The following is a 23,787-nucleotide window of genomic DNA, read 5'->3' as shown; positions in this document are numbered from 1 at the left end:
GGATTTCAGTAGATATTGTTGGCGAAATAGCGGGTGCTGATGCGGGCATAGGTGCCGTCGGCCACCAGTTCCTCGAGCGCGGCGTTGAGCCTGTCGCGCAGCGCCTCGTCGCCGGCGCGCAGGGCAATGCCCGCGCCCTCGCCGAACCATGCCGGATCCCCATAGCCCGAGCCGGCGAGACGGCAGCAGGCACCCTCGCCCGCCGCCGTCCAGCGCAGGAGGGCGTTCCGGTCCGCGAAAAGGAGATCGGCGTCGCCGCCAGCGAGTGCGGCCTGCGCCTCAGCGAGCGTCGGCAGCGCGAGCGGCCGGGCTTCCGGGAACCGATGCCGGACATAGGCGTGATGCACCGAGCCGGCCTGCACCGCGATGCGCTTGCCGGCAAGCGCGGCCGGCGTCGCCGCGACGGGCGCGCCGGTGCGTCGCGCCGCGAAATGGCCCGGTGTCGAATAGTAGCGTTCGGTAAAAACGACGCCGTCGACGGCGGCGGGCGCTTCGCGACCGGGCACGGGGATCAGCATCGAAGCGACCACGGCATCGCCCTCGCCGCGCTTCAGCGCCGGGACGAGCTCGATCCAGGGCCGAAGCTCGAAGCTGCACTCCGCCCGCAGGCGTGCGCATAGCGCATTCGCGATTTCGATGTCGAAACCGGTCAGATCGCCCTGGGCGCCGCGAAAGTTGAAAGGCGGATAATCGCCTTCGGTCAACAGGCGCAGCTTCTCGGGACCGGCATCGGGCGCGACGGCCGGCGTGCGCGCCGGGTGCGGCAAGGGCAATTGCAGGGCCGCATATTGTTCGGCCGTCAGTGGCGGCGACGGGGCGGGCGCAGACGGCGCAGGATCGGCCGCCAGCGCGACCGGCGGCGCGGCCCACGGCAAGGGTGCGTCCTCGTAAAGCCGCACCAGCGCGCCCGCCAGCAGGATGATCGCAATCGTGTTGAGATAGAGCAGAAACCGCATAAACGCCCCAACCGTTCCCCTGCCGTCAGTTCAGCGACTGCGACCGTCTCAGTATGACACATCGAGACGCCCGTTCCCGTGCCGCCACCGGAATTGCGCCGCGTCCGCCTGTCTTTAAGCAAAGAACGTACCCTGTTCTTTTGGTCTATTATGGTAAACGAAAATCTTTAATAGGCTGCATTAGAGGTCAGTTCCGAGGTGCAGGACCCTGTTGTCGTGCGTTCCGTCGCAAACCGATTTCGGGGAACCCCCGCTTGAAAGAAAAGAAAACCGCCGAGGGAGCTGCGGCCGCGCCCAAGCGTGCCGGCCGCCGGCGACGCCCGGTGCGACAGCGGACGCCAGGCGGCGCGAAGCCGCTGATCGGCGAATTGGCGGTGGCCTCCGGCCTGACGCTGCCCGAGGTCATTGCAACGGCGCTCGACCGGCAGCGCCACTGGGGAACATCGCTTGGCCGCGTGATGGTGAGCACCGGCGCGGCGCGGCTGGTCGACATGGCGCGCCTTTACGCGGCACAGCACGGCATCCCGTTCGTCAACCTGCTGGCCGATCCGCGGGACCGGGCGCTGCGGCGGGCGGAGGAAATCGACTTCTACCTGCGCACACAGTGCCTGCCCTGGCGGCGGCACGGCGCCGAGACGATTTATGTGGCGGCTGATCCGCCGACGGCGCGCGCGGCGATCGCGCAGCACGAAGGACGGCCGCAACCGGTCTTCGTTACTTCGCCACGCGACATCGACCGCACGATCATGAACGAGTTCGGCGACGCGCTGAACGAGCGGGCAATCTTCGATCTTGCACGGCAGATGCCGGAAAGCTCGGCTGCAACCCCCGTCACGCGCCGGCAGGCGATCGTTCTGGCCGGACTTGCAATCCTTGCTCTCGCCGCCTTTGTCGCCGCGCCCACGGCCGCGCTGGTGGCGCTCAACGTCGTGCTCGGTCTGTGTTTTTTCGCCGTCGCCGCATTGCGTTACACCTCGATTTTCGTCGGCATGATGGCGCAACCGACCGCGGAGGAACGCGCCTATCAAAGCCGCGGCGCGCCGCCGGACGACGCGCTGCCGGTCTATACGGTGATGGTGCCGCTATACGACGAGGCGCGCGTGCTGCCGATCATCGCGCGGGCATTGCAGGACCTCGATTATCCGGCGTCGAAGCTCGACATCAAGCTCGTGTTCGAGGCGAGCGACGTCACGACATGGGAGGCCGCCAAGGCGCTGAAACTTCCCGACCATTTCGATTTCATCCGTGTGCCAACGAGCCTGCCGCGGACCAAGCCGAAGGCCTGCAATTTCGCGCTCCCCTTTGCACGGGGCGAGCTGCTCGTCATTTACGATGCGGAAGACCTGCCCGAGCCGCTGCAGCTCAAAAAGGCGGTCGCCGCGTTTGCGCTGGGCGACGAAAGGCTGGCTTGTGTGCAGGCACAGCTCAACTACTACAACTGGAACGAAAACTGGCTGACGCGGCAATTCGCCATCGAATATGCCGCTTTCTTCGACTTGCTGCTGCCGACGCTGGTGCGGCTCGGGTTGCCGATTCCGCTTGGCGGCACTTCGACGCATTTCCGCATCGATGCATTGCGCGCGGTGGGGGCATGGGATCCGAACAATGTGACGGAAGATGCCGACCTTGGACAGCGCTTCGCACTGATGGGCTATCGCTGCGGGATCATTCGCTCGACGACGCAGGAAGAAGCCAATTGCCGCCTCAACAACTGGGTCCGCCAGCGCTCGCGCTGGGTAAAAGGCTGGATGCAGACCTATCTGGTGCGGATGCGCCACCCCGTGCGGCTCTACCGGGCCTTGGGCTTCCGGGGATTTGTCGGTTTCCAGATCGTGATGGGCGGGTTTTCGTTGTCGAACCTGCTCCACCCGATGTTCTACGCCAGCATGGCGCTGGCGCTCATCCTTGCCGGCGGACCGGGCGGATTTCAGCACGGTACGGCGCTGGCCTTTTTCAATGCCGCCGTCCTGGTGTCCGGCTATTCCTTTTCCATCGCCGCCGGGATGGCGGCCGTCGCCTCCCGCGGCCTGGCGCCGCTCTTCGTGCAGACGCTGATGATGCCGGCCTATTGGCTGCTGATTTCGGTCGCGGCCTACAAGGCGATCTGGCAGCTCGCCACCAGGCCCTTCCACTGGGAAAAGACCGACCACGGCCTCAGCCGCATGATGGCGGTACAGCTCGCGCGGCTGCAAACTTCCCCGAATCCGGTCGAAATCCCGCACGGAAACAGCTCTTCGGGCGGGCCGCACTAACGAATCGATAAAGAGTTTCGGCCATAGTCGGGACAGGCGCCGGGCAGCGGCGGGCGAGCGAACGAGAGACAAATATGGCACAGGACAACACGGCGCCGGATACCAAGACCATCAGCCCCGAGCGATACGCACAGCTGGGCGTGCTCATCGTCGAAGACACGCAGTACATGGCCAACCTGCTGCGCGGCATCCTGTCGGGCCTCGGCGTTCGCAACATAACAAGCGTTCGCTCCGGCGAAGAAGCGCTGGGCGCGCTGATGCGCGGCAAGGTCGATCTGGCGATCATGGACGATCTCGAACCGCCGCTTGACGGGCTCTCCGTCGTGCGCGCCATTCGGACCGCCGACGAAAGCGAACTCAGCACCATTCCGGTCATCTATGTGACCGAGCAGCGCGAGCGCGGCGCGATCATCGCGGCGCGGGACGCGGGCGTAACCGAAATTCTTTCCAAGCCCTTCTCGGCGCAGCAGCTGACAACCCGCATCGAGACGGTTCTGACCCGGCCCCGCGCAATCGTGCGCTCGGCGGAATTCACCGGGCCCGACCGCCGCCGCCGCGACGGCAAGGCGCCGGTCAAGCGCCGCGAAGCCGATCGCAAGAGCTGACGTTCAGGCGCAGGCCGTCTTGTAGTCCTCGCGCAGCAGGTTTTTCTGAACCTTGCCCATGGTGTTGCGCGGCAGGCTTTCGACGAAGAAGGCCCGCTTCGGCACCTTGTAATTGGCGATCTTTTCCCTCAACCGCGCAATGAGCGCCGCCTCATCGAGCGCCGCGCCTTCGCGCAGCACGACCACCGCGACACTTGCCTCGCCAAAATCGGAATGAGGTACGCCGACGATGGCCGATTCCAGAACTTCGGCCATGTCGTCGACCAGCTCCTCGATCTCCTTCGGGTAGACGTTGAAGCCGCCGGAGATGATGAGGTCCTTGGCGCGGCCGACCAGATGCACATAGCCGTCGGCGTCGATCATTGCGATGTCGCCGGTTCGAAACCAGCCGCCCTCCGCAAACTCGGCCGCCGATTTTTCGGGCATCCGCCAATAGCCGGAAAAGACATTGGGGCCGCGCACCTCAAGGCCGCCGATCTCGCCGGAGGCGCGCGGCAGGCCTTCCTCGTCCGTCACGCGCAGCTCGACATCCGGCAGCGGAAAGCCAACCGTGCCGGCGCGACGTTCGCCGTCATAGGGGTTCGATGTGTTCATGCCGGTCTCGGTCATGCCGTAGCGCTCAAGGATCGCATGACCGGTGCGCGCCCGGAACGCCTCGAAGGTCTCGGCGAGCAAGGGGGCGGAACCGGAGGTGAACAGACGCATATGGCCGACCAGCGAGGCATTGAAGTCGTCCCCGGCGAGCAGGCGCGTATAGAAGGTCGGCACGCCCATGAAAGTGGTGGCGCGCGGCAACAGGGCAATCACGTCGGCGCGGTCGAATTTCTGCCGCCAGATCATTTTCGCGCCCGACAGAAGCGCGCAATGGCAGGCGACGAATAACCCGTGCGCATGGAAAATCGGCAGGGCGTGCAGCAGCACGTCGGCGTCGGTGAAACGCCAGGCGTCGCGCAACGCCAATCCATTGGCCGCGAGATTGCCATGCGTCAGCATGGCGCCTTTCGGCTTTCCGGTGGTTCCCGACGTATAGAGAATGACCGCCAGATCCTCCGCGCCGCAGGTGGCAGGCCGCACAGCATCCGCAACCGTCGCGACCGCGTCAATGAAACTGCCATGCGCGTCGGCGTCGAGCGTCAGCAGATGCGGCACGCCGCGCCGCGCGGCGATGTCGGCGATGGCGGTTTCCACCGCGGGGTCGCAAACGATCAGAGCGGGCTCGGCATCGCCGACGAGATAGTCGACCTCCTCGACGCGATAGGCGGTGTTCATGGGCAGGAACACGAAGCCGCCACGCAAACAGGCCAGATAGATCACCAGCGCCTCGGGCGACTTTTCGACCTGCAGGGCAATGCGGTCGCCGGGCTTCAGGCCAAGCTGCGCAAAGAGCGCTGCATAGCGCGCGGCATAGGCGGACAGGCGATCGAAGGACCAGTCGCGCGGCCCATGGGTGCGGCCCGGCACCTCAAGGGCAAGGCGCGTGCGGTCGTCGGGGAAGGACGATTCGATCAGCGTATAGAGGGAGAGGCTCATTCGGACCTCGGGCGGAACAGCGGATGCCCGACTTATACAAGAAGCTGGGGCGAACCGCATTACCCCGCGCGCTGCATGTGGAGAATATGCAGGTGGCGCTCGTACTGGCCCAGAAGGTCGGCGATGATCTGATCCTTGGTGTAGCCCAGAATGTCGTAGCCTTGCCCGCCGTCGCGCAACGACACCTCGGCGCGCCATGTCCGTTCCGGCCCTTCGCGCTCGCCTTCGAGCATCGACATGGCAAATGCCGGCAAGACGACGCCGCGCAGCGAAACATCGTAGCGAAATTCGTCCTCGCCGCCATGACCGACGGTGAGCGAGACCTTGCTGTCGGCGACCGTGAGCTCGGTTTCCATGCCGCGCCCGCGTATTTCGGTTGCGACGTCTTCCAGTGCGGGGGCGACCGTCGCGCGCATGAAGGCGACGGCCCGCTCGCGCGTCGGCTGAAGGAGAAGCGCGCTCAGGCGCTGGCGCCAGGGAACCGGCGGATGACCGCCGCCAAGCGCGACAGGCATCGTGTCCTGCAGGGCTCTTTGCCGTGCCGTCTCCTGCCGGAGCGCCGTGAACAGTCCGTAGCAGATCAGCAGCATGATCGCCGCGAGCGGAAAGCCGCCGGCGATGGCACCCGTTTGCAGCGCGGCGAGACCGCCCGCCAGCAAAAGAATTGCCGCAACCAGTCCTTGCGTCAGCGCCCAGAAAACGCGCTGCCAGACGCGCGGCTCGACATTGCCGCCCGCCGTGATGATGTCGATGACGAGGCTGCCGCTATCCGAGGATGTGACAAAGAAGGTGACGATCAGGACCGTGGCCATGGTCATGGTGACGGTGGCGAGCGGCAAATGCTCGAGGAACTGAAAGAGCGCCACCGCGACATCGGCCTCGACCGCCGCAACCATCGACGCCGCGCCCGACAGTTCCATCGAGAGCGCCGTGTTGCCGAAGGCGGTGAACCACAGAAAGGTAAAGCCCGACGGAACCAGCAGAACGCCGACCACGAATTCGCGGATCGTGCGCCCGCGCGATATGCGGGCGATGAACATGCCGACAAAGGGCGACCAGGAAATCCACCAGCCCCAATAGAAAAGCGTCCAGCCGCCGATCCAGTCATTGGGCCGATAGGCATAAAGCGTGAAGGTGCGGCCGACAATGTCGCTGAGATAGGCGCCGGTATTCTGCATCGCGGCCTGCAACAGGAAAACGGTTGGGCCGGCGGCGAAGACGAAGACGACCAGCAGCACCGCCAGCGTCAGATTGAGTTCCGAAAGCCGCCGGATGCCCCGGTTGAGTCCGGAGGCGACCGAAATCGTGGCGAGCAATGCAATGCCGGCGACCAGCGCCACCTGGACGCCGATGCCGATCGGGATGCCGAGCAGATAGTTGAGGCCGGCATTCACCTGCATCACGCCGAGACCGAGCGAGGTGGCGACGCCGAACATCGTGCCGAGCACGGCGAAGATGTCGACCAGATGGCCAGGCCAGCCATGGATGCGCTCGCCGATCAACGGATAGAGCGCCGAGCGTGGCGACAAGGGCAATCCCTGTCGAAACGAAAAATAGGCAAGCGCCAGCCCCATCACCGCATAGATCGCCCAGGCGTGCAGTCCCCAGTGAAAGAACGAGAGCTGCATGGCGTTTCGCGCCGCCTCGACCGTGCCGCCCTCGCCGACGGGCGGCGACGCGAAATGCAGCACGGGTTCGGCCACGCCGTAGAACATGATGCCGATGCCCATGCCGGCACTGAAAAGCATCGCAAACCACGAGCGGGTCGAAAAATCGGGTTCGGAGTCGTCGGGCCCGAGCCTGATGTGGCCCATCGAACTCAATGCGACGCCGACAGCAAATATCAGGAATGTGGCGACGGCCGCGACATAGAACCAGCCGAATTCCCGGACGATGAAAGACTGAACGTCGGCAAAGACCGTGGCCGCATAGGATGGCGCGGAGGCGGCGAAGGCGATCGCGGCGAAGATCAGCGCGGCGGAACCGAGAAATACCGGGACATTCGCCTGAAAAATCGGAGGCTTTTCCCGACTTTGTTCCCTGCCTGCCATGGCCAGCGTCCTCCCGGGCAATCTTGAAATGCGCAAATGGTATGTGGAGCAGCGAAGGGGCGCGCTGCGGTGCATCGGCTGGTTATGTGATTTCGAGGCAAGCATTGCACAGCTCGCCCGCCGGGCCAACCCGCAAACTCCCCCGGAATCGCTGGCATTTCGCCAGGCACCAAAACGAGCTAGCCTCGACGGCGCTCATTTGCGAACCGGAAATCAGAGAGGACTTGCCGTGCGTTTGATCCTGTTCACCGCACTCTTCGTCGCCGTGGTTTCGATCCAGCCCGCATCCGCCGCAACGCTCACGCCGCCGGACACGGCATATAGCGCCGTGCGCACGGTCGAGGCGCAGGGCATGACGATGAACAGCAAGGTCTATTACGACCGCGGCACCGAACGCTGGGAAACGACGATGCAAGGTGTGCGGCAGGTAACGATCCTGCTTCCGGACGAAAAAAAGATGCTGATGTATATGCCGGACATGAACATGGCGATGGAAATGAACATGGATGATGTCGCCGACTACGGGATCGGCGAGATATACGATGAGGGCATCGAGGCCGAAAAGCTCGGCGAGGAAGCCGTGGAAGGCGAGCAGACAACCAAATACCGCATCGACCGCGCGGAAGATGCAGCGACCGTTTTCGTCTGGCTGACGCGCGACGGCATTCCTGTGAAGGCCGAGGGCGCAAGCCCCGCCGGGAAATTCGCGATGACGCTGAGCGAACTTCAGCGTGGGGCGCAGGACGCGGCGCTGTTCCGCCTGCCCGACGGTGTGACGGCAACGAAAATGCCGGCGGGCATGCCACCGTCCACGATCCCGCGCTAGACCAGAACCGATGCGGTCGTGATCGCCACAAAAAACACCAGTCCGAGCAGAAGGCCCAGCGCGCCGGCAGCGAGATGTCGAGCGATCGGCATGTTTTCCATCCTGGAAGTCCGCGTTCGAGACTTTCAGGGTGGCGCGGCGCCCGGGCCGGCGCATGACCCAAATGGGCCATTGGCGGGTGGCAAGCAATTGGACTGGTGCGGGCGAAGGGAATCGAACTCCCGCGCCGCCAGGCGGCGCAGAACAAGAAACCGAGGGTTCGGGTGCGATTGGACTGGAGCGGGTGAAGGGAATCGAACCCTCGTCGTAAGCTTGGGAAGCTTCTGCTCTACCATTGAGCTACACCCGCGCGAGGGCGGTTCTAGCATGGGCGCATGCTTGCGAAAAGGCCCGGAAAGTTCCCGAAAATCGCGGGATCGTGAGCGGAAGTGAGGCGCGCCCTCGTGCTAGGCTCCCGCCATGACCGACGCCACACCGATCAAATTCAGCCATCCCGACATCACCGCGAAGGGCGAGACCCGCGCGCAGGTGCAATTTCGCACGTTGAAGACGCTGTGGATCAACACCGGCACGCTCTGCAATATCGAATGCGCCAATTGCTACATAAGGTCGAGCCCGACCGACGACCGGCTGGTCTACATCACGGCGGCGGAGGCGGCGCATGTCTTCGATATGGCCGGGCACGAACCCATCGAGATCGGGTTCACGGGCGGCGAGCCCTTCATGAACCCCGACATGCTGGCGATGGCGGCGGACGCGCTCGAACGCGGCCACCGGGTGCTGATCCTCACCAACGCCATGCAGCCGATGATGCGGCCCGGGATCAGACGTGGATTGCTCGACCTCAAGGCGCATCACGGCGCGCGATTGACGCTGCGGGTCAGCCTCGACCATCACACGGCGGCGCTGCACGACGCCGAGCGCGGATCGGGAGCTTTCGCAAAGACGATGGATGGTCTTCGCTGGATCGCCAATGAAGGATTTTCAATCGCGGTCGCCGGGCGCGCGGTGCCGGACGAAGCGGAAGCGGATGCCCGCGCGGGCTATGCGGCGCTCTTCACGCGCGAGGGAATTCGCCTCGACACGGAAGACCGCTCGGCACTCGTCATCTTCCCCGAGATGGACGAGCGCGCCGACGTGCCCGAAATCACCACCGCCTGCTGGGACATATTGCATGTGAACCCGGCCGACATGATGTGCGCGACGAGCCGCATTGTGGTGAAGCGCAAGGGCGCGGCGCGGCCGGTCTTCGTCGCCTGCACGCTGCTGCCCGACGACCCGCAATTCGAGATGGGCGAAACGCTCGCCGAAAGTTTGCGGCCGGTGAAGCTCAACCACCCGCATTGCGCGAAGTTCTGCGTGCTGGGCGGCGCGAGCTGTTCGGCCGGCTAGGTCCGGGGGCTAGCGAAAACGCAGATTGCCGCGGTTGAGATCGCCGACGCTGCGGGCACCCATCAACTTCATGTCGCGCTCGATTTCATCGCGCATCAGGCCGAGCGCGCGCTCGACGCCGGGCTGGCCGGCCGCCGCCAGCGCATAGAGATAGAGCCGGCCGCCCGAGCACGCCTTGGCGCCGAGCGAGAGCGCTTTGAGCACATGGGAGCCGCGCTGAATGCCGCCCTCGCAGATCACATCGATCTTGTCGCCCACCGCATCGACAATCTCGGCCAGCTGGTCGAACGGGCTGCGCGAGCCGTCGAGCTGGCGCCCGCCATGGTTCGACACCATGATGCCGGTGCAGCCGATATCCACCGCGCGCCTGGCATCGGCAACGCTCATCACGCCTTTCAGCGCGAAATGCCCGCCCCATTTGGCGCGGATCGCTTCGGCGTCCTTCCAGCTCATCGACTGGTCCAGCATGGTGGAGAAATAACTGCCGATCGAAGTGGCGAGATTGGTGCCCTCCTGCACATGCTCCTGAAGGTGCGGCAGTTCCATTTTCGGATGGATCAGATAATTGACCGCCCAGCGCGGCCGCGCGGCGAAGCTGAACAGGCTCTTGAAGGTGAGCCTCGGCGGCGACGTGAAGCCCGTGTGAAGGTCCCGCTCGCGGTTGCCGCCGGTGATCGTGTCGACGGTGAGCGCCATCACGTCGAATTGCGCGGCCTTTGCGCGCTCGATCATGCTGTCGTTCAGACCGCGGTCTTTATGAAAATAGAACTGGAACATTTTCGGCGTGTCGATCATCGCGCCGATTTCTTCCACACTCACCGTGCCGAGCGAGGAGACGCCGAACATGGTGCCGTATTTCTGCGCCGCGCGCGCCACGGCGCGTTCGCCGTCCGGGTGGAACAGCCGCTGCAGCGCGGTCGGCGCGCAATAGAGCGGCATTGCGAGCTTCTTGCCGAAGATGGTGGTCGACATATCGACCGTCTCGACGCCGGCGAGCACACTAGGGACGAGATCGCAGGTCTCGTAGGCTTCGGTATTGCGCCGGTAGGTCACCTCGTCGTCGGCCGCGCCGTCGATGTAATGAAAGATGGGGGACGGCAAACGGCGGCGGGCAAGCGCGCGGAAGTCCTTGAAATTACGACAGCTGGCAAGACTCATCGAAACTCGCTTCGGCGCTCAGGGCGCCTTGAAATGTTTTGAAAGCTTCAGCCCCTGGCGCTGGTAGCTCGAGCCGAGGCCGGCGCCGTAGAGCCGCGCCGGGCGGTCGGTCAGGCGTTCGAGCACGAAGCGGCCGACGATCTGGCCGTGTTCGAGGATGAAGGGCACCTCGTGCGAGCGCACTTCGAGGACGATGCGGCTCCCGGCCCCGCCCGCCTCGCGAGCGCCGAAGCCCGGATCGAAGAAACCCGCATAATGCACGCGAAACTCGCCGACCAGCGGATCGTAGGGCACCATCTCGGCGGCATGCGTCGCGGGGATATGCAGCGCTTCGCGCGAAGCCAAAATGTAGAATTCGTCCGGGTCCAGAATAAGATTGTTGCGGCCGGGGCGCGCGGTCAACGGGTCCCAGAAATCGAGCACGTCATAGGCGCCGATGCTGTCGATGTCGACGACGCCCGAGTGACGCCGGGCCCGGTACCCGACAATGTCGCCCTCGCGCGCCGGCGCGAGATCGACGGTCAGCGCGATGCCGCCGTCGATATCCGCCTCGCCGTCGACCAGCTTCAGCTCGTCATGCAGGCGCTTCATCTCGGCATCGGTGCATGAATGCGTGCCGCGGCGGAACCGGATCTGCGCCAGCCGCGAGCCGGGGCGCACCAGAATCGGGAAGGTGCGCGGGCTGATCTCGAGATAGAGATGACCCTTGTAGCCCGCCGTCAGGCGGTCGAACTCGGTCGCGAAATCGGCGATCAACCGCGTGAAGACGTCGAGGCGGCCGGTCGAACTTTTCGGATTGGCGGATGCGGATGTGCGTTCCGACAAGGCCAGCGCCTCGACCAGCGGCACCAGATAGACGCAACCCGTTTCGAGCACCGCGCCTTCGCGCAGGTCGATCTTGTGGAGCATCAGCTCCTCGACGCGCTCCATCACGCCCCGGTCGGGACCCGGCAGAAAGCTCGCGCGCAGCCGATAGGCGACCTGCCCGAGCCGCAGGTCGAGGCTCGCAGGCTGGATCTGCGACGGTTCGATTTCAGCCGCGCCCCAGATTTCCTTTTCGCGGATCAGCGCCTCGATGCCGTGTGCGGGCAGGATGCCGGTCGCGTGCATCTGCCCGGCGCCGAGGCGGCGCGGCTCGTCGTCGCGATGCGGGAAAAGATCGTCGGCCGGTTTGGTCATGGTCCCTTGCATATTGGGGCGGTTCCGGGCGTCCGTTATAGGTCGCCCGTCCGCCGCCGGGAAGCCCCGGCTTGACGCGGGGGCCCCGCATCCCTTAAATGCCTGCCGATACCGTGGTGATTTGAGCCGACCGGCTTGCGGCCACGTTAAACAATCCGCTAAAGAGGTCGGGCGCCCCTTGCCCCCGATCTTTCAGGTCGGGGTTTTTTATTGGGGGCAACCCGGATGAGCAAGACGACACGCGACGGCCGCAAGCTGAAGGCCCGCACCGAAGCCGTGCATGGCGGCACCGTCCGCACGCCATTCGGCGAGACAAGCGAGGCGATGTTCCTGACCTCGGGCTATGTCTACGAGACGATGGAGGCGGCCGAGCGGCGCTTCAAGAACGAGGAACCGGGCTTCATCTACAGCCGCTTCTCCAATCCCACCGTGCGGATGTTCGAGGAGCGGATGATCGCGCTCGAAGGCGCGGGCGACGCGCGCGCCACGGCGACCGGCATGGCCGCCGTCACCGCCGCCATGCTCTGCTATCTCAAGGCCGGCGATCATGTGCTGTCGTCGCGGGCGCTGTTCGGCTCCTGCCGCTACATCGTCGAGGAATTGCTGCCGCGCTTCGGCGTCACCTCGACGCTGGTCGACGGGCGCGACATCGACGCCTGGAAAAAGGCCGTGCGTCCCAACACGCGGATGTTCTTTCTCGAAACGCCGTCGAACCCGACGCTCGAAATCATCGACATCAAGGCGGTGGCCGAAATCGCCCATCAGGCGGGCGCCAAGCTTGTCGTCGACAATGTGTTCGCGACGCCGACGCTGCAACGCCCAATGGAGCTCGGCGCCGATGTCGTCGTCTATTCGGCGACCAAGCATATCGACGGCCAGGGGCGCTGCCTCGGCGGCATCGTGCTCGCCGATCAGGCCTTCATCGCCGATCACCTCGCCAACTTCCTGCGCCAGACCGGACCGAGCCTCAGCCCGTTCAATGCCTGGGTGATGCTGAAAAGCCTCGAGACGCTCGATTTGCGCGTGCGCGAGCATGCGCGGGGCGCGGACGCCGTGGCGCGTTTCCTCGAAACCCACAAGGGGATCGGCCGCGTCTTCTATCCGGGGCTGGCGAGCCACCCGCAGCACAATCTGGCGATGAGCCAGATGGACGCCGGCGGCAACATCGTCGCTTTCGAGGTCGCGGGCGGCAAGGAAGGCGCGTTCCGCTTTGCCAATGCGTTGCAGGTGATCAAGATTTCCAACAATCTGGGCGACGCCAAGAGCCTGATCACCCACCCCGCCACGACCACGCATCAGCGCCTGACGCCCGAGGCGCGGGCCGAGCTCGGCATCGGCGAGGGGCTGTTGCGGCTGTCGGTGGGGCTTGAGGATGCGGGCGATCTGATCGAGGACATCGAGCGGGCGCTGGCGTGAGCCGGTGCGGCAACCGGACGCACCGGAAAATGCCGCCAAACCGTCATAAAAACGCCGCCGTTAAGAGGAATTTATAGGGTGACCGGTAGTCTGGTAAGCCTGTGGAAAGAATTGAGGCAGGATGCCTTGAGCCGCAGGCCGACAGACGCCCTCGTGCAAGGACCGCCCGATGTACAGCGCCATGACCCGCTCCATTAATATTCTGGTCGAGCCGACCTATCTCGAGGATCAGTCCGAGCCCGAGCAGGGATATTATGTCTGGGCCTATCATGTGACGATCGAGAACAAGGGCCGCGAAACGGTGCGCCTGCGCGCGCGCTACTGGAAGATCACCGACGCCAGCGGTCATGTGCATGAGGTGCGCGGTCCCGGCGTCGTCGGCGAGCAGCCGCTGCTGAAGCCCGGCGAGAAATTCGAATATACGAGCGGCACGCCGCTCGGCGCGCCGTCGGGCATCATGTTCGGCAATTACGAAATGGAAAACGAGGACGGCGAGAAATTCGAAGTCGACATTCCCGCCTTCTCGCTCGACAGCCCGCACAGCCCCCGCCTGCTTCACTAGGGACGCCTCGCTTCCCGCTTCCGCCCGCGCTAGGATACCGGCCCGCCCTTGAGCCCAGGCCCCGCATCCATGCCCGCACCCATGCGCCTCAGCCCCCGCGAGATGATCGAGACGCTCGTCTCGTTCGACACGACGAGCCATCTGTCCAATCTGGCGCTGGTCGAATTCGTCGAGAACTATCTTGCGAGCCACGGCGTCGCCGCGCAGCGCGTGACCAATGAGGACGGTACGAAAGCCAATCTTTTCGCGACGCTCGGACCGGCGGATGCGGCCGGCGGCGTCGTGCTCTCCGGTCACACCGATGTCGTGCCGGTCGAGGGACAGGACTGGTCGAGCGATCCGTTCACCGTCGTCCAGCGCGAGGGCAGGCTTTTCGGGCGCGGCACCAGCGACATGAAGAGCTTCATCGCGGTGGCGCTCGCCTTCGTGCCGGAATTCCTGAAAGACGGTCCGCAAATTCCGGTTCACCTCGCGCTTTCCTATGACGAAGAGGTCGGTTGTCTCGGCGTCCGTCCGATGATCGACGGCATTATCCGCACCATGCCGCGTCCGCAGGTCGTCATTGTCGGCGAGCCTTCCTCGATGAAGGTCGTCAACGCACACAAGTCGATCCAGTCCTGGTCGACAACGGTCACCGGCCTCGAAAGCCATTCGAGCGCCACCGACAAGGGCGTCAACGCGGTGATGTACGCGGCCGAGCTGATCGGATTTCTTTCGCAGATGGCCGAGGAAATGCGCCGGCGCGGCGATGCGTCGGGCCGCTTCCGGCCGCCCTACACGACCGTCAATGTCGGTCCGATCCGCGGCGGCACGGCGCTCAACATCATTCCGAAGACCTGTTCATTCCTCTGGGAGTATCGCGCCCTCCCCGACCTCGATCCCGACGAGATCATCAACCGCTTCAACGCGCATGTAGACGAAAACGTGCTGCCGCGGATGCGCGATGTACACCCGGGCGCCCGGATCGAAACGAAAGTTCGCGCCCAGGCGCCGGGCCTTGCGCCCGAAGAGGGGTCCGCGGGCGAAACGCTGGTGCTGAAACTCGCGCAATGCAATGCCGCGGAAGCCGTTTCCTACGGCACCGAGGCCGGACTGTTCCAGCTTGCCGATATTCCGACGGTCGTTTGCGGGCCGGGCGACATCGCGCAGGCGCACAAGCCGGACGAATTCGTGGAGCTTTCGCAGATCGCCGAATGCGAGCGTTTCATGCGCCGGCTGGCCGATTACGTCTCAGGCCGTCCGATCTAGCACCGGCGCGCCGCGCATGTCGCGGCCGCGATAGAGAGCGCGCATGAAGGAAATCAACTCCGGCGCCTTGCCGGCCAGCGCCGACACGGACGGATTGCGGGTAATGTCTGCGATGTCGAAGGGCGCGGCATCCGGCGTCGGAACGCCGGCTTCGCGATAGACGAATTTTTCAAACCCCATCGACCAGTCCGGGAAATGAGGTTCCGGCCGTTCGGCCGCCAGCACATGAATGATGCCGCTGTGACGCGGATCGCGCGCGATGCGGGCGAGCGTCGCCTCGACGGCCGCCTTGTCGCCCTCCAGCACCTGAAAGAAAACCTGGTCGATCAAAAGCAGCATGCCGGAAATTCCGGCCGGCGCGTTGTTGCGTTTCGACGCCAGCAGAATGTCCCGCACGTCCGTATCGGAGAGGTGGGAATGCGCCGCACTGAGATATGCCGCTTGAAAGACCATCGCTGCCTTCACTCCCTGTCGCGAGGCGCGTCAGGCGAACGCAGATCGTGGCCGCAAAAGATTGGCGAAACCTTAATGCGGGCTATCGCAGCACCGGCCCCATCGAACGCTTGATCTCGGCGGTCATTTCCTCGTCGAAACGGGTCGCGAGGTCCTGCATCAGCGCCGCATAGGCCGCGTCGCGGTCGTTGAGGCTGGCGCTTTCGAGGATGGTGCGGCTGGCATTGACCTCGACTTCGGCGCTCCAGCTTCCGTGCTCGCCCGACCGGCCGGGACGCTCCACCGTCAGGCGGGTCTTCAGCCGCGCCGTCAGTTTCGTGTCCTGCTGGTCGCCGAAAAGGCCGGTCAGCCCGCCCTTCTTTTCGAGTTCTTCCGATATGACGCGCCCGTCGAGGATCGAGAGCGTCGCGGTGCCGGCCGATCCGGCGGCGACAAGGCGCGCGCGCGACCAGGCGCTGGCGATGCCGGCCGGCGAGAAACGATGCAGATGCTCCACACTCGGGGCACGCGCCGGTGAACTGTATTGCTCATCGAGCACAATCGACGCGACGTCGAGCTGCAGCGGCGCGCGCGCGACCAGCGCAACGTCGCCGGGCGAAGATGCGGGCGGGGTCGAGCAAGCGGCGAGAAGCAGCACAAGAAGAACACCGAAGCGGCGGGCGGCAAAAACAGTCATTCCTTCAATTCCTCAGGCGTGAAGACATAGACCGCGCTGCAGAATTCACAGGTGGCCGTGACCACACCTTCCTGCACCATTTCGTCTATTTCATGGCTGCCGAAGGACCGCAGGACGGTTTCCATGCGGCCGCGCGAGCAATGGCAGGAAAATTCGACCTCGGAGGGCTCGAAGGCGCGCACGCCGTCCTCGTGGAAGAGCCGGAACAGCAGGCGCGTCGGCGCCAGCTCCGGGTCGAGAAGCTCGTGATCCTCCACCGTGTCGAGCAGGATCGCCGCGCGGTTCCAGTTTTCCTCTTCTTCGGTGTAGGGGCTTTGATCCTCGCCCTCGCGGAAGCCGGTCAGCCCGCCATCGCGTGCGATGTGCTGGATCATGATGGCGCCGGCGCGCCAGTTCTTTTCCGGGCCCGTCGCCTCACGGTGATAGAACGGGCCGGCGGCGAGCCTGATGCGCGTCGCCACCTGCTCCGAACTCGCAAAATATTCATGCGCCGAATGACTGAGGCCCCGCGCGTCGAGCGCGACGATGCCCTGATAGCGCTCCATGTCGGCGCCCTGGTCGATGGTCAGAGCCAGAAAACCCTCACCCAACAGGTCCGCCGGCGCGGCGCGGCCCGCCGCCAGCGCTTCGGCGAGGCGCACCTCGTCGACCTGTGCATAGCCGCGCAGCTTGCCCGGCGTCTCATAGTCGGCAACCACCATGCCGACCGGACCGTCGCCCTTGGTCTGCAGGATGAACCGGCCCTCGAACTTCAGCGCCGAGCCGATCATCGCGGCCAGCGCCAGCGCCTCGCCGAGGAGCCGCGACACGGGCTCGGCATAGGCATGTGCCGACAGCACGCGGTCGACCAGCGGGCCCAGCCGGACGACGCGGCCGCGAATGCCGAGATCCTCGATCTGGAACGGCTGGACGAGATCGTCGATGCCGGTGGCGGCATCGCTCATTGAAAACACCACGCCAGCACACCCTTTTGTGCATGCAGCCGGTTTTCGGCTTCGTCGAAGACGACCGAGGCGGGCCCGTCGATTACCTCGGCGGTCATCTCCTCGTCGCGATGCGCGGGCAGGCAATGCATGAAGATCGCGCCTTCGCCCGCCGCCGCCATCAGCCTTGCATCGACGCGGTAGGGCGCCAGAAGATTGTGCCGGCGCGCCGCCGTTTCGGCGTCGTCGCTCATCGACACCCATGTGTCGGTGTTGATGCAGTCGACGCCGGCGACCGCTTCGCGCGGATCGGCGGTGACATGCACCTTCGCGCCGCGCTTCTTCGCCCAGGCGAGCGCCTCGGGCGACGGTGCAAGTTCCGGCGGACAGGCGATGCGCAGTTCGAAATCGAGCTGGCCGGCCGCGTGAATCCAGGACGTCGCCATGTTGTTGCCGTCGCCCACCCAGGCGATGCGGCGCCCGGAAATCGGACCCTTGTGTTCCTCGAACGTCATCACATCGGCCATCAACTGGCAGGGATGCGAAAGGTTGGTCAGTCCGTTGACGACGGGCACGGTGGCGTGTTCGGCCAGCTCCATCAGGTTATCGTGATCGGCGGTGCGGATCATGATGGCGTCGACATAGCGCGAGAGAACGCGCGCCGTGTCGGCCACGGTTTCGCCGCGGCCGAGCTGCATGTCGCCGCCGTTCAGCAGCAGCGTCTCGCCGCCGAGCTGGCGCATCGCCACGTCGAAGGAGACGCGGGTGCGGGTCGAGGGCTTTTCGAAAATCATCGCCAGCAGCTTGCCTTTCAGCGGCTTGTCGGCGTCGGGCTCGGCATGGCCTTTCCCATTCCGCGCAAGCTTGCGGGCGCGCGAATCGTCGAGGATTGCACGCAAGGCATTGGGCGAAACTTCATGGAGATCGAGAAAATGCCGCGGGCTCATTGTGCCGCTCCCGTCTTTTTCGTCTCCGCATCGAGCGACGTCTCAAGCGCCGCGCAGGCGCGGGAGAGCTTTTCCATCGCTTCGTCGAGATGGCTTTCCTCGATTATCAGCGGCGGCAGCAGCCGCACCACATTGTCGCCGGCGCCGACGGTCAGCATGTGTTCGGCGCGCAGCGCCTGCACCAGATCGGTGTTGGTCACCCGGCATTTCAGTCCGAGCATCAGCCCTTCGCCGCGCACGCTTTCGATAATGCGCGGATGCTGGTCGGCCAGCATCGCCAGCTTCTGTTTGAACTTCAGACCGAGAGAAGCCACATGCGGCAGGAAGTTCCGGTCGAGCGCAAGATCGAGCACCGCATTGGCGACCGCCATCGCCAGCGGATTGCCGCCGAAGGTCGAGCCATGCGTGCCCGCCGTCATGCCGCGCGCCGCCGTTTCGGTCGCAAGGCAGGCGCCGACCGGAAAGCCGCCGCCGAGCGCCTTTGCGATCGCCATGATGTCGGGCGTCACGCCGGCAAGTTCATGCGCGAAGAGTTTGCCGGTGCGGCCCATGCCGGTCTGCACTTCGTCAAGCACCAGCAGAATGCCGGCCTCGTCGCAGATATCGCGGATGCGGCGCAGATCCTCCGTCGGGATGACACGGATGCCGCCCTCGCCCTGGATCGGCTCGATCAGCACACCGGCCGTCGCCGGACCGATTGCCGCCTTCAATGCCTTCAGGTCGCCGAAGGGCACTTGCGGGAAGCCCGGTGTCGCCGGGCCGAAGCCTTCGAGATATTTCTGCTGACCGCCGGCGGCAATCGTCGCCAGCGTCCGCCCGTGAAAGGCGCCTTCCATCGTGATCAGTTCGTAGCGCTCCGGCGCGCCCGCCACCGCATGATATTTGCGCGCCATCTTGATCGCGCATTCGAGCGCCTCGGCGCCGGAATTGGTGAAGAAGACCGTGTCGGCGAACGTTGCCTCGACGAGACGCTGCGCCAGGCGCTCCTGACCGGGAATGCGGTAGATGTTCGAGGTATGCCAGACTTTCGCGGCCTGCTCGGCAAGGGCGGCGACGAGATGGGGATGGGCATGGCCGAAAGCGTTGACGGCGATGCCGGCGCCGAAATCGAGATAGCGCGCGCCATCGACCGTTATCAGCCAGGGGCCTTCGCCCCGTTCGAATTCGAGGTCGGCCCGCGCATAAGTCGGCAGAACGGGAGTAATCACGGGAATCTTGTCCTTCTCACAGCTTTTCCGTCAAAACCGTCATCGCGGAAAGAGGGAGTGGACATCGCGGTCAATGCGCGACGAACGGGCTCCGGACCTTCCATGCGAGACGGCAGTTTCCTGCGGCCGCGGCCCTCATGGTCGCGGCGTCCTCGCTGTCAGCGTCGTCGTTTCCCGTTCAGGATCATCTCGATCACCTTGGTGCCCCTCCGGCCGGGCTTTCGCCCAATAGAAAAAGCCGCCTGAAAAGGGCGGCAGTCCGGGAAGCAGCGGAGTATTGCGGAGGGGCCGGGGGCTGTCAATCGGGGTTTTTTGGCGGATTCCGGCGCTTTGCAGGGCTCCGCTCAGGCCTTCAGGCGGTAGCCGGTGCGGAAGAGCATGTGGCAGGCGACCCAGAGCACGAGGTTGACACCGATGACCAGCGCGACGCCGATCTCGATGGCGCCGTCGGCATGGCCGGTGACGCCGTAGCGGAAGCCGTCGATCAGATAGAAGACCGGGTTCCACAAGGTGATCTTGTGCGCGAAGTCGGGAAGCTGCGTCACCGAATAGAAGGTGCCGGACAGAAAAGTCAGCGGCAGGATGACGAAGTTGGTCACCGCCTGCAGATGGTCGAATTTCTCCGACCAGATGCCGCCCAGAATACCGAACAGCGACAGCATCAGCGAGGCGCCGGCGGCAAAGAAAAGCAGCGCCCACAGATGCGCCAGTCCCAGATTTACGAAGGGCAACATCGCAAGCGCCGTGACCGTCCCGCAGACAAGGCCGCGGGTGACGCCGGCCAGCGCGATGCCGATATTCAGTTCCATCGGCGACAGCGGCGGCATCAGCACATCGACGATGTTGCCCTGGATTTTCGAGATCAGCAGCGAGGACGAGGTGTTGGCGAAGGCGTTCTGGATCATCGTCATCATGATGAGGCCGGGCGCCAGGAATTCGACGAAAGGCACGCCATGCACGTCGGGTCGGAACTTGCCGATGGCGAGCGCGAAGATCGCCAGATAGAGCAGCGTCGTGATGACCGGCGCGGCGACCGTCTGCGTCATCACCTTCCAGAAGCGGCGGACCTCCTTCAGATAGAGCGTCCACATGCCAAGCCAGTTGACGGCGCCGAAGCGGCGGGCGCCTTCCGCGGGCCAGGGTGTATGGGTCATGGGGGCGCTCCTGTGGCGGGCTTGTGCACCGGCGAGACTTAAGCGACGGGGCGCCCCCAGGCAATGGGCGCCGGCGGTTCTTTTCTGTGGATAAGGCCCCGCGCCGACACGCCACCGGTTGCGGGAATTGCCCTTCATATTGTATGTTTCGCCTTAACGCCTACGAAATCTAGTGGGGACGGAGACGGGTCACAGGCGTTCAACAGGGCCAGCGAGGGGGCCCAAGGGGAAAACATCATGTGGACCGACGAACGCGTGGAACTGCTGAAGAAGCTCTGGGCCGACGGCCTGAGCGCCAGCCAGGTCGCCAAGCAGCTTGGCGGCGTCACCCGCAATGCCGTGATCGGCAAGGTGCATCGCCTCGGCCTGTCCGGCCGCGCGACGCCGAGCCGCCCGGCGCGGACCCGGGCGCCCGGCCCGCGGACGCTGGTTCGCGGCCGGCCCGACCCGCTGACCGGCGAGGCGCGCCCGGAAGACCGTGCCGTGCGCGAGACGGCGGAGGCAAGCGAACCCGCCGCCCATGAGGAGCGGATGCTCGAGCCGAGCCAGCGCGCCACGGTGCTGACGCTGACCGAGCACACCTGCAAATGGCCGATCGGCGATCCGGGGCGGCCGGGATTTCATTTCTGCGGGCGCGGCGCCGACAATGGCTCGCCTTATTGCACCGAACATGCGCGGATGGCCTATCAGCCGGCGCAGGCGCGGCGCAATCGCGAACGGCCACGCACCAAGGATCACCGCCTGGTCAGCTAGGCGGCCGCCTTTCGGGGCGTCTTGAGGGGAAAGGGAAACCGGCACCGCGAGGATCGCGTGTGCCGGTTTTTCTTTGCCGCGATGCGCCAGGCCGTCAGGACAGGAACTGATCGTCCAGCGAATAGCCGGCCGAGCGCACGGTGCGGATCGGGTCCTTCTCGCCCTTGTCGTTGAGCGCCCGGCGCAGGCGGCCGACATGCACGTCCACCGTGCGCGCCTCGACATAGACATCCGAGCCCCAGACCGCATCCAGCAATTGCTCGCGGCTGAAGACGCGGCCGGGATGCTGGATCAGATGGTCGAGCAGGCGGTACTCGGTGGGGCCGAGCCGTACCTCCCGCTCGCCGCGGCGCACGCGGTGCGCGGCGCGGTCGACGACGATGTCGCCGAAAGTCACAAGGTCTTCCGAGAGCGCGGGGCGGATGCGGCGCATCACGGCGCGGACGCGCGCCAGCAGCTCCGTCATCGAGAAGGGCTTGGTCAGATAATCGTCGGCGCCGGTGTCGAGGCCGCGGATACGGTCGCCCTCCTCGCCGCGCGCCGTGATCATGATGATCGGCAGGTTGCGCGTCTCGTTGCGGGCGCGCAGTTGCCGGCAGACCTCGATGCCCGACATGCTCGGCAGCATCCAGTCCAGCAGCACCAGATCGGGCGGCGTCTCCTTGATCATCAGCACCGCCTCCTCGCCATCGGCGACGGTCACGACCTTGTAGCCTTCCTTGTCGAGATTGTACTGGAGGAGCGTCAGCAGCGCCTCCTCGTCCTCGACGATCATTACGGTCGGTTTCATGCGCCTCTCGAACTGGTTCCGTTCGTTTCCGACGGAATCCTGATCCTCTTCGCCGCTATGGGCAAGCACCATGGACATGATTCCTCCTGTTTTGCTCAGTTCCCGGCGCCGACGGCGGTCGTGCTCGTCGTGTCGCCCTTGGGTCGTTCGTCATGCACCCACTCGCCGGTGACGAGATAACCGACTGTTTCGGCAATGTTGGTGGCGTGGTCGCCGATGCGCTCGACATTCTTGGCGATGAACAGCAGATGGGTCGAAACGCCAATGGTGCGGGGGTCTTCCATCATGTAGGTCAGCAGTTCGCGGAAGACCGAGTTGTACATCGCGTCGATTTCCTCGTCCTCGCGCCAGACTTCCATGGCGGCGGCGGCCTCGCGGTTGGAATAGGCGTCGAGCACCTGCTTCAACTGCCGCTGGGCGAGACGGCCCATCCGGGCGATGCCCTGGATCAGCTTGTTGGCGCCTTCGAAATCGTTCTGCAGCACCAGCGCGCGCTTGGCGATGTTCTTGGCGAGATCGCCGATGCGTTCGAGATCGATCGAAATCTTGATCGCGGCAATCGCCTCGCGCAGGTCGGCGGCCATGGGCTGGCGCAGCGCAATCAGGCGAATCGCCTGCGACTCGATTTCGGCTTCCAGCGCGTCGATGCGCTGGTCCTCGCGAATCGTGCGTTCGGCGAGTTGTGCGTCGCGCCTGACGATCGCCTCGATCGATGCCGTAAGCTGCGCCTCCGTCAGCCCGCCCATCTGGGCGATCTGCGCCGAGAGACTGTCGAGCTCTTCCTGAAAGGACTTCACGATATGTTGGGTCACGCCCTGATCTCCTGTTGGCCTCGTAGTGCCCACCCGCCGTCCACTCAACCGAAGCGGCCGGTGATGTAGTCCTGCGTACGCTGGTCGCTCGGATTGGTGAACATACGCTCCGTCTCGTCCACTTCGATCAGAATGCCGAGGTGGAAGAAAGCTGCCTTCTGCGAGACGCGCGCGGCCTGCTGCATCGAATGCGTCACGATGACGATGGTGTAGCGTTCGCGTAGTTCGTCGATCAGTTCCTCGACCTTTGCAGTCGCAATCGGATCGAGCGCCGAGCAAGGCTCGTCCATCAGGATCACTTCCGGATTCACGGCGATTGCGCGCGCGATGCAGAGGCGCTGCTGCTGGCCGCCCGAAAGGCTGGTGCCCGGCTCGCGCAGGCGGTCCTTGACCTCGTTCCAGAGGCCTGCGCGCTTCAGGCTCGTCTCCACAATCTCGTCCATCTGCGAGCCCGCCTTGGCAACGCCGTGGATGCGTGGGCCATAGGCGATATTGTCGTAGATCGACTTCGGAAAGGGATTCGGCTTCTGGAACACCATGCCGACACGGGCGCGCAGGAGCACCGGATCGATCTTCGGGTCGTAAATGTCAACGCCGTCGATCTCGATCTTGCCGTTCACACGGCAGATGTCGATCGTATCGTTCATACGGTTGATACAGCGCAGGAATGTCGACTTGCCGCAACCCGACGGACCAATGAAAGCCATGACCTGACGGGCAGGAATGTCGATCGACACGTCGAAAAGCGCCTGCTTCTCGCCATAGAAGACCGAGACCTTCGTCGCCGAGATCTTGGTCTCGTGGGCGCCGGTCGAAACCGCCGTCGCACTCGCCGCCGCGACGGCCTCTTTCACCGTTTCATTCATGATTGTACCGGATGCTGCAGTGGTTCCGAC

The 23,787-nt window shown here is 64.8% G+C and carries 22 protein-coding genes, 1 tRNA gene and 1 riboswitch; of the genes, 8 read left to right on the top strand and 15 right to left on the bottom strand.

Annotated features, from left to right (window positions below):
• Window positions 1–5: 5 nt before the first annotated feature.
• Window positions 6–956 (bottom strand): transporter substrate-binding domain-containing protein, encoded by a 951-nt coding sequence (locus KF719_RS12425; protein WP_293509021.1) that lies wholly within the window; start codon window positions 954–956, stop codon window positions 6–8.
• A gap of 254 nt (window positions 957–1,210) precedes the next feature.
• Here KF719_RS12425 and KF719_RS12420 point away from each other — a divergent pair, with 254 nt between their 5' ends.
• Entirely contained in the window at window positions 1,211–3,208 is a 1,998-nt protein-coding gene (locus tag KF719_RS12420) for a glycosyltransferase family 2 protein (RefSeq protein WP_293509020.1), read from the top strand.
• A 74-nt stretch (window positions 3,209–3,282) separates the two neighbouring features.
• Entirely contained in the window at window positions 3,283–3,813 is a 531-nt protein-coding gene (locus KF719_RS12415; protein ID WP_293509019.1) for a response regulator, read from the top strand.
• 3 nt (window positions 3,814–3,816) lie between these two features.
• Here KF719_RS12415 and KF719_RS12410 read toward each other — a convergent pair whose 3' ends face one another.
• Window positions 3,817–5,343 (bottom strand): malonyl-CoA synthase, encoded by a 1,527-nt coding sequence (locus tag KF719_RS12410; protein ID WP_293509018.1) that lies wholly within the window; start codon window positions 5,341–5,343, stop codon window positions 3,817–3,819.
• 59 nt (window positions 5,344–5,402) lie between these two features.
• On the bottom strand, window positions 5,403–7,394 hold the full coding sequence (locus tag KF719_RS12405) for a BCCT family transporter (protein WP_293509017.1): 1,992 nt from the start codon (window positions 7,392–7,394) through the stop codon (window positions 5,403–5,405).
• A 229-nt stretch (window positions 7,395–7,623) separates the two neighbouring features.
• Between KF719_RS12405 and KF719_RS12400 the strand changes: the two genes are divergently transcribed.
• Complete coding sequence (locus KF719_RS12400) at window positions 7,624–8,220, top strand: DUF4412 domain-containing protein (protein WP_293509016.1); 597 nt, start codon at window positions 7,624–7,626, stop codon at window positions 8,218–8,220.
• A gap of 275 nt (window positions 8,221–8,495) precedes the next feature.
• On the opposite strand, the gene KF719_RS12395 is transcribed toward KF719_RS12400, so the two are convergent.
• Window positions 8,496–8,569: transfer RNA gene (locus KF719_RS12395), tRNA-Gly, on the bottom strand.
• A gap of 110 nt (window positions 8,570–8,679) precedes the next feature.
• Between KF719_RS12395 and KF719_RS12390 the strand changes: the two genes are divergently transcribed.
• Window positions 8,680–9,612: a radical SAM protein gene (locus KF719_RS12390; protein ID WP_293509015.1), complete on the top strand. Its 933-nt coding sequence runs from the start codon at window positions 8,680–8,682 to the stop codon at window positions 9,610–9,612.
• Between the two features lie 9 nt (window positions 9,613–9,621).
• On the opposite strand, the gene KF719_RS12385 is transcribed toward KF719_RS12390, so the two are convergent.
• Together KF719_RS12385 and KF719_RS12380 are read right to left on the bottom strand one after the other, a co-directional pair.
• Window positions 9,622–10,770 (bottom strand): alpha-hydroxy acid oxidase, encoded by a 1,149-nt coding sequence (locus KF719_RS12385; protein WP_293509014.1) that lies wholly within the window; start codon window positions 10,768–10,770, stop codon window positions 9,622–9,624.
• An 18-nt stretch (window positions 10,771–10,788) separates the two neighbouring features.
• Window positions 10,789–11,949, bottom strand: a complete 1,161-nt coding sequence (locus KF719_RS12380) for a 2'-deoxycytidine 5'-triphosphate deaminase (RefSeq protein WP_293509013.1) — start codon at window positions 11,947–11,949, stop codon at window positions 10,789–10,791.
• 103 nt (window positions 11,950–12,052) lie between these two features.
• A riboswitch (SAM riboswitch) is annotated at window positions 12,053–12,132 on the top strand.
• Window positions 12,133–12,174: 42 nt separating this feature from the next.
• Here KF719_RS12380 and metZ point away from each other — a divergent pair.
• From metZ to argE, 3 genes are all read left to right on the top strand, one after another.
• Window positions 12,175–13,365 (top strand): O-succinylhomoserine sulfhydrylase, encoded by a 1,191-nt coding sequence (gene metZ, locus KF719_RS12375; protein WP_293509012.1) that lies wholly within the window; start codon window positions 12,175–12,177, stop codon window positions 13,363–13,365.
• A gap of 169 nt (window positions 13,366–13,534) precedes the next feature.
• On the top strand, window positions 13,535–13,927 hold the full coding sequence (apaG, locus tag KF719_RS12370) for a Co2+/Mg2+ efflux protein ApaG (RefSeq protein WP_293509011.1): 393 nt from the start codon (window positions 13,535–13,537) through the stop codon (window positions 13,925–13,927).
• A gap of 69 nt (window positions 13,928–13,996) precedes the next feature.
• Complete coding sequence (argE, locus tag KF719_RS12365) at window positions 13,997–15,175, top strand: acetylornithine deacetylase (protein WP_293509010.1); 1,179 nt, start codon at window positions 13,997–13,999, stop codon at window positions 15,173–15,175.
• Here the strand turns inward: argE and KF719_RS12360 are convergent.
• The 6 genes from KF719_RS12360 to KF719_RS12335 form a co-directional block, all read right to left on the bottom strand.
• Window positions 15,158–15,628, bottom strand: coding sequence for a BLUF domain-containing protein (locus KF719_RS12360; RefSeq protein ID WP_293509009.1), 471 nt, complete (start codon window positions 15,626–15,628; stop codon window positions 15,158–15,160). The genes argE and KF719_RS12360 overlap by 18 nt on opposite strands.
• Before the next feature lie 82 nt (window positions 15,629–15,710).
• Window positions 15,711–16,304, bottom strand: a complete 594-nt coding sequence (locus tag KF719_RS12355; protein ID WP_293509008.1) for a hypothetical protein — start codon at window positions 16,302–16,304, stop codon at window positions 15,711–15,713.
• Complete coding sequence (locus KF719_RS12350) at window positions 16,301–17,248, bottom strand: Hsp33 family molecular chaperone (protein ID WP_293509007.1); 948 nt, start codon at window positions 17,246–17,248, stop codon at window positions 16,301–16,303. The genes KF719_RS12355 and KF719_RS12350 overlap by 4 nt, the downstream gene beginning before the upstream one ends.
• Entirely contained in the window at window positions 17,245–18,174 is a 930-nt protein-coding gene (argF, locus tag KF719_RS12345) for an ornithine carbamoyltransferase (protein WP_293509006.1), read from the bottom strand. The genes KF719_RS12350 and argF overlap by 4 nt, the downstream gene beginning before the upstream one ends.
• On the bottom strand, window positions 18,171–19,382 hold the full coding sequence (locus KF719_RS12340; RefSeq protein WP_293509005.1) for an aspartate aminotransferase family protein: 1,212 nt from the start codon (window positions 19,380–19,382) through the stop codon (window positions 18,171–18,173). Before KF719_RS12340 ends, argF begins: the two co-directional genes overlap by 4 nt.
• A gap of 344 nt (window positions 19,383–19,726) precedes the next feature.
• Window positions 19,727–20,536, bottom strand: coding sequence for an ABC transporter permease (locus KF719_RS12335; RefSeq protein ID WP_293509004.1), 810 nt, complete (start codon window positions 20,534–20,536; stop codon window positions 19,727–19,729).
• 234 nt (window positions 20,537–20,770) lie between these two features.
• Between KF719_RS12335 and KF719_RS12330 the strand changes: the two genes are divergently transcribed.
• On the top strand, window positions 20,771–21,289 hold the full coding sequence (locus tag KF719_RS12330; protein WP_293510654.1) for a GcrA family cell cycle regulator: 519 nt from the start codon (window positions 20,771–20,773) through the stop codon (window positions 21,287–21,289).
• 94 nt (window positions 21,290–21,383) lie between these two features.
• Here KF719_RS12330 and phoB read toward each other — a convergent pair whose 3' ends face one another.
• The 3 genes from phoB to pstB all read right to left on the bottom strand — a co-directional run bounded on the left by phoB (window position 21,384) and on the right by pstB (window position 23,757).
• Window positions 21,384–22,079, bottom strand: coding sequence for a phosphate regulon transcriptional regulator PhoB (phoB, locus tag KF719_RS12325; RefSeq protein WP_293510653.1), 696 nt, complete (start codon window positions 22,077–22,079; stop codon window positions 21,384–21,386).
• 95 nt (window positions 22,080–22,174) lie between these two features.
• The gene (gene phoU, locus KF719_RS12320) at window positions 22,175–22,891 is read right to left on the bottom strand and encodes a phosphate signaling complex protein PhoU (protein WP_293509003.1); all 717 of its coding nucleotides are present in this window, start codon (window positions 22,889–22,891) and stop codon (window positions 22,175–22,177) included.
• A gap of 44 nt (window positions 22,892–22,935) precedes the next feature.
• The gene (gene pstB, locus KF719_RS12315) at window positions 22,936–23,757 is read right to left on the bottom strand and encodes a phosphate ABC transporter ATP-binding protein PstB (RefSeq protein ID WP_293509002.1); all 822 of its coding nucleotides are present in this window, start codon (window positions 23,755–23,757) and stop codon (window positions 22,936–22,938) included.
• Between the last annotated feature and the right edge of the window lie 30 nt (window positions 23,758–23,787).

Origin of the sequence: Parvibaculum sp. (assembly GCF_019635935.1) — a bacterium.
In the GTDB taxonomy this organism is placed as follows: domain Bacteria; phylum Pseudomonadota; class Alphaproteobacteria; order Parvibaculales; family Parvibaculaceae; genus Parvibaculum.
Note: the sequence above shows the minus strand (reverse complement) of the source record. Positions and strands in the feature narration are given on the sequence as shown.